Origin of the sequence: Halomonas sp. 3D7M, from assembly GCF_014897885.1 — a bacterium.
Lineage (GTDB): Bacteria > Pseudomonadota > Gammaproteobacteria > Pseudomonadales > Halomonadaceae > Vreelandella.
Genome location: NZ_JABUZF010000153.1, coordinates 1 through 4,613 on the forward strand (window position 1 = coordinate 1; position 4,613 = coordinate 4,613).

At 50.7% G+C, this 4,613-nt stretch carries 5 protein-coding genes; 4 read left to right on the forward strand and 1 reads right to left on the reverse strand.

Annotated features, from left to right (window positions below; genetic code table 11):
- Window positions 1-82 precede the first annotated feature (82 nt).
- Window positions 83-874, forward strand: coding sequence for a TatD family hydrolase (locus tag INT22_RS07340; RefSeq protein ID WP_193060376.1), 792 nt, complete (start codon window positions 83-85; stop codon window positions 872-874).
- Here the strand turns inward: INT22_RS07340 and ygfZ are convergent.
- Window positions 871-1,839 (reverse strand): CAF17-like 4Fe-4S cluster assembly/insertion protein YgfZ, encoded by a 969-nt coding sequence (gene ygfZ / locus INT22_RS07345; protein ID WP_193060377.1) that lies wholly within the window; start codon window positions 1,837-1,839, stop codon window positions 871-873. The genes INT22_RS07340 and ygfZ overlap by 4 nt on opposite strands.
- Before the next feature lie 177 nt (window positions 1,840-2,016).
- Here ygfZ and INT22_RS07350 point away from each other — a divergent pair, with 177 nt between their 5' ends.
- The 3 genes from INT22_RS07350 to uvrB form a co-directional block, all read left to right on the forward strand.
- The gene (locus tag INT22_RS07350) at window positions 2,017-2,214 is read left to right on the forward strand and encodes a hypothetical protein (protein WP_038484371.1); all 198 of its coding nucleotides are present in this window, start codon (window positions 2,017-2,019) and stop codon (window positions 2,212-2,214) included.
- On the forward strand, window positions 2,214-2,621 hold the full coding sequence (locus tag INT22_RS07355; protein WP_193060378.1) for an OsmC family protein: 408 nt from the start codon (window positions 2,214-2,216) through the stop codon (window positions 2,619-2,621). Before INT22_RS07350 ends, INT22_RS07355 begins: the two co-directional genes overlap by 1 nt.
- Window positions 2,622-2,646: 25 nt before the next feature.
- Window positions 2,647-4,613 (forward strand): excinuclease ABC subunit UvrB (uvrB, locus tag INT22_RS07360; RefSeq protein WP_193067971.1); only part of this gene is annotated, 1,967 nt, incomplete at its 3' end.

Below are 4,613 nucleotides of genomic sequence, written 5' to 3' on the forward strand. Positions count from 1 at the left end.
CCTGCAGATGACCCAAGAGCGCTGGCCGGATATTCGTTTCCAGCCCACTCGCGAGCACTGATCGTATGTTGACTGCCTTGCTATGTTGATTGATGCCCACTGCCACCTGGATTTCGAGGCATTTGACGATGATCGCGATGCGGTCATCGAAAATGCCAAGGCGGTGGGCGTCGAACACTTTGTTGTGCCATCAACGACGCGCTCCCTATGGCCAAATGTGTTGACGCTTGGCGCGTGTAAGGAGGTAAGTAGCTGTGTTGGTCTTCACCCTTACTTCATTGATCAACACGTTAACCACGATTTAGTCGCCTTGGAGCAGCTTTTAGCTGAGCAGAAAGTCGAAACCGAAAAACGCGTTGTGGCAATAGGTGAGTGTGGTATCGATGGCCGCTTTACGGAGTCATTAGATAAACAGTGGGCCTATTTCGATGCGCAGCTCGGTCTAGCAAAGCAGTTCGCTTTACCTGTTGTGGTGCACTGCGTAAAAGCCAATGATCAGGTAGGCAAACGCCTACGCCAGCTGGCGCTTCCCCGCGGTGGGCTTATCCATGCGTTCTCAGGTTCTTATGAGCAGGCCGCTAAGTTTCTCGATCTAGGCTATACCCTGGGATTGGGAGGGGCGATTACCTACGAGCGCGCGCAACGACTTCGTAGCGTGGTGTCACGCTTACCTGACGATGGCTTTGTGTTAGAAACTGACAGCCCCGATATGCCGCTTAGCGGCTATCAGGGGCAACGTAATGAGCCATGCAGGGTGGCAAAGGTAGCTGACGTGGTGGCAGCACTCCGGCATCAGCCATTTGAAACAATAGCGGCACTGAGCAGTGCAAATGCTATTCGCTTATTTCAGCTGCCATATTTCAATTCCTACTAGGCGGTTAGGCTGCTGGCCAGCTGTTCAGGATCCAGGCGCTCAACGGTATAGGGCAGGTCGCAGAGCGTGACCGGATGCCCTTGCCAATAAAGGGGGGAGAGCGCTTCAATCGCTTTAGTATTCGCAACGGCGAGCATCTCAATTTGCTGCTTGTCGCTAAATGCACTGCTAACGATTTCACCTACGGTTTTATCCTGCTCATCCACTAACGTGTCACCGATCTGGGGTAAGCTGTTAACACTGGCGGTAACGCGCACTAAGCGTTTTTTCACTTGGCCTCGGAAATGCGCCCGTGCGACGACTTCTTGTCCTGTATAGCAACCTTTCTTAAAGCTAATTCCCCCAAGTGCTTCCCAGTTCAGCATTTGTGGGAGGAAGTGATCTTGCTGTGGGGCTGTTAACCACGCCAAACCACTGCGGATATCTGCTAATTGCCACGTGTTAAGCGCATCTTCATCATCATTTATTGCAATGGCGTTCTGTTCAGCAGAATTTTCTATACTGATTAACCAACGCCCGCCACCTGGCTGGCATAGGGCTGTTGCTTGGGCATTGCTGTGATGGGTATAAGGTTGATCAGGAAGCGCTAAACCAAACGCTTGAGCAACCTCGTTGGCACTTTCGCTGGCGCCTACGATAAGCATCGATGACTGAGCCTGCAATTCGACGCGATAAAAAGCGGCAAATTTGGCTAAATGACTGGCGAGCATATCGATCAATGAGGTGCTCAACAGTAGCCTATAATGGTCGTTGCTGATTTTTAGTAATTGAGCATTGGCCAGCATTCTTCCCTTTGGTGTGCAAAAGCAGGTAAGAGGCGCAAAAAAACCATTGGCTAAACTAACTTGTGCGCTTGTTTGCCCTTGCAGGAATTTCTCAGCATCTGCACCTTTGACATCTAAGGCGGCGAGGTGAGGCAAACGGACGCAGCCATTTATCTTGAGTAACGAAGAGACAGTCGCCATATAGACTCCATAAGGGAAGATAGGGTAAACGTAACGTAATCGCATTTGTATCAAAGGTGCGGGCACTGCGGGTAGATTGCAAGGGCTCTGGCGCGTGCTAGACTTCTTGGGCTGTATCAGTTTTGCATAGTTTTCAATAGCGTACTCACTTCAATTCAGCGTAGAAAAGGGCAAGGAATGGCATATCAATCATTAACGTTCCAAGGTGTCACAACAGTCGATCAGGTGAATAAGATTACCACGGCGCTGATGATGCTGGATGGCGTCGATAGTGCTGAGGTAGGGCGCCACGGAGCAGAAGTAGAAGGGCGAGCTAAGCGTGAAGCGCTTATAAAAGCGGTCGAGAAGTTAAACCTCGGTATAAAGGTTTCCTGATGCATAAGCCAATCACGATTATTAGTGAGCGTAACCATACATTTCGTCAGCGTATTGAAGTCGATGGTTTGGAAGACCTCTATGGTGACGTACCGCCGGTAGTCGGAGGAGACGGTAGTGCACCAGACCCGCATGATTACTTTGATATTGCCCTAGGTACCTGCAAAGCGATTACCGTGCAAATGTATGCCAGGCGCAAAGAGTGGCCGCTGGAAGGCATCACCGTTAAAGTGCAGCGCGATGATAGTGAGGAAAGAAAAGGTGTCTATAAGTTAGCCGTGACGATGGCTTTCCACGGTATTGATGATCCTGAACAGCGGGCAAAGCTAGAAGACATTAGCCATCGCTGCCCGATACAGCGGTTGATGACCCAGGCGACGGTAGAAATTTCCACGTTTACCGAGTAGTACACTTCCTTTTTAAGGAGTAATGATGAGCAAGGAATTCCGGCTGCAGTCCAAATTTAAGCCTGCTGGTGATCAGCCCGCCGCGATACGCAGTCTGATTAGTGGGCTTGAGTCGGGGCTTGCCCATCAGACCTTGTTAGGGGTGACTGGCTCGGGTAAAACGTTCACGATGGCAAATGTTGTGCAGCAGCAGCAGCGCCCAACGATTGTAATGGCGCCCAATAAGACGCTCGCTGCCCAGCTATATGGTGAGTTCAAATCGTTTTTTCCGGATAACGCTGTCGAATATTTTGTCTCTTACTACGATTATTATCAGCCGGAAGCCTATGTCCCTTCTTCAGATACCTTTATTGAGAAAGATGCCTCGATAAATGACCATATCGAGCAAATGCGCTTATCTGCTACGAAAGCGCTGCTCGAGCGCCGCGATGCGCTTATCGTTGTCTCGGTATCGGCAATCTATGGTCTCGGTGATCCGGATCAGTATCTTAAGATGCGATTGCACTTCACCCGTGGTGAGCTAATTGATCAGCGTGCTTTTTTACGCCGCTTGGCCGAGTTGCAATATACCCGCAACGATATGGATTTTCGTCGAGGCACCTACCGGGTGCGGGGCGATGTGATCGATATTTTCCCCGCAGACTCTGACGAAGAAGCGGTGCGGGTGGAGTTGTTTGACAACGAAGTTGATTCTATTCGCCTATTTGATCCATTAACTGGCGAGGTGCGTACCCATGTGCCTCGCATGACCATCTATCCTAAATCTCACTATGTTACTCCGCGAGAAACTATTTTAGGTGCTATTGATGCGATCAAGGCAGAGCTTAAGGAGCGTCTTGAGTGGATGCGTAAGCACGAGCGTTTAGTTGAAGCGCAGCGCTTAGAACAACGAACCCTTTACGATATTGAAATGATGCTAGAGCTTGGCTACTGCAACGGCATTGAGAACTACTCGCGCTACCTTTCAGGCCGCGCACCTGGCGAGCCACCCCCGACGTTCTTCGACTATCTGCCGGATGACGCGTTACTGTTTATTGATGAGTCTCATGTGAGCGTACCCCAGGTTGGCGGTATGTATAAGGGCGACCGTTCTAGAAAAGAGACCCTGGTTGAGTATGGCTTTCGGCTACCCTCAGCGCTAGATAACCGCCCAATGAAATTTGAAGAGTGGGAATCTATTTCGCCACAGACCATCTTTGTGTCGGCAACGCCAGGCAAGTATGAAGCAGAACATGCCAGTCAAATTGTCGAACAGGTGGTGCGCCCAACGGGGTTGTTAGACCCAGAAATAGAAGTTCGCCCCGCCAGTACTCAGGTTGATGACCTGCTCTCAGAAATTGGCTTACGTACCGCCGTTGGTGAGCGTGTTCTGGTGACGACGTTGACTAAACGCATGGCGGAAGATTTGACCGAATACTTTGATGAGCACGGTATCCGCGTGCGCTATTTACATTCGGATATTGATACCGTTGAGCGGGTAGAAATTATTCGCGACCTGCGTCTTGGTAAGTTCGATGTTTTAGTGGGTATCAACTTACTTCGAGAAGGCTTAGATATTCCTGAAGTGTCGCTTGTTGCCATCTTGGATGCGGATAAAGAGGGCTTTTTACGTGCTGAGCGCTCACTGATTCAAACCATTGGCCGTGCAGCCCGTAACGCCCATGGTAAAGCTATTTTGTATGGTGACAAAATCACCGACTCAATGCGCAAAGCCATCGATGAAACCGGACGTCGCCGCGCCAAGCAGACCGCTCACAACGAAGAGCATGGCATCACGCCAACCACCGTGACGCGCTCCGTGGCGGATATTCTTGAAGCCGCCCAGGCACCAGGCAAGAAGAGCAGCCGTCGCCGTGGCAATGAGCGCAAAGTGGCAGAGAGTGCTGCTGAGTATGATGTGACCACGATGAGCAAACACGATCTGCTGGCGGCTATTAGCAAGCTAGAGGACGCCATGTTTGAAGCCGCGCAGAACCTGGAGTTTGAAGAGGC

Bases quoted from the DNA above. Each gene is read 5' to 3' on its own strand.
- INT22_RS07350 (WP_038484371.1), top strand. From the start codon at position 2,017: ATGGCATATCAATCATTAACGTTCCAAGGTGTCACAACAGTCGATCAG.
- INT22_RS07340 (WP_193060376.1), top strand. From the start codon at position 83: ATGTTGATTGATGCCCACTGCCACCTGGATTTCGAGGCATTTGACGAT.
- ygfZ (WP_193060377.1), bottom strand. From the start codon at position 1,839: ATGGCGACTGTCTCTTCGTTACTCAAGATAAATGGCTGCGTCCGTTTG.
- INT22_RS07355 (WP_193060378.1), top strand. From the start codon at position 2,214: ATGCATAAGCCAATCACGATTATTAGTGAGCGTAACCATACATTTCGT.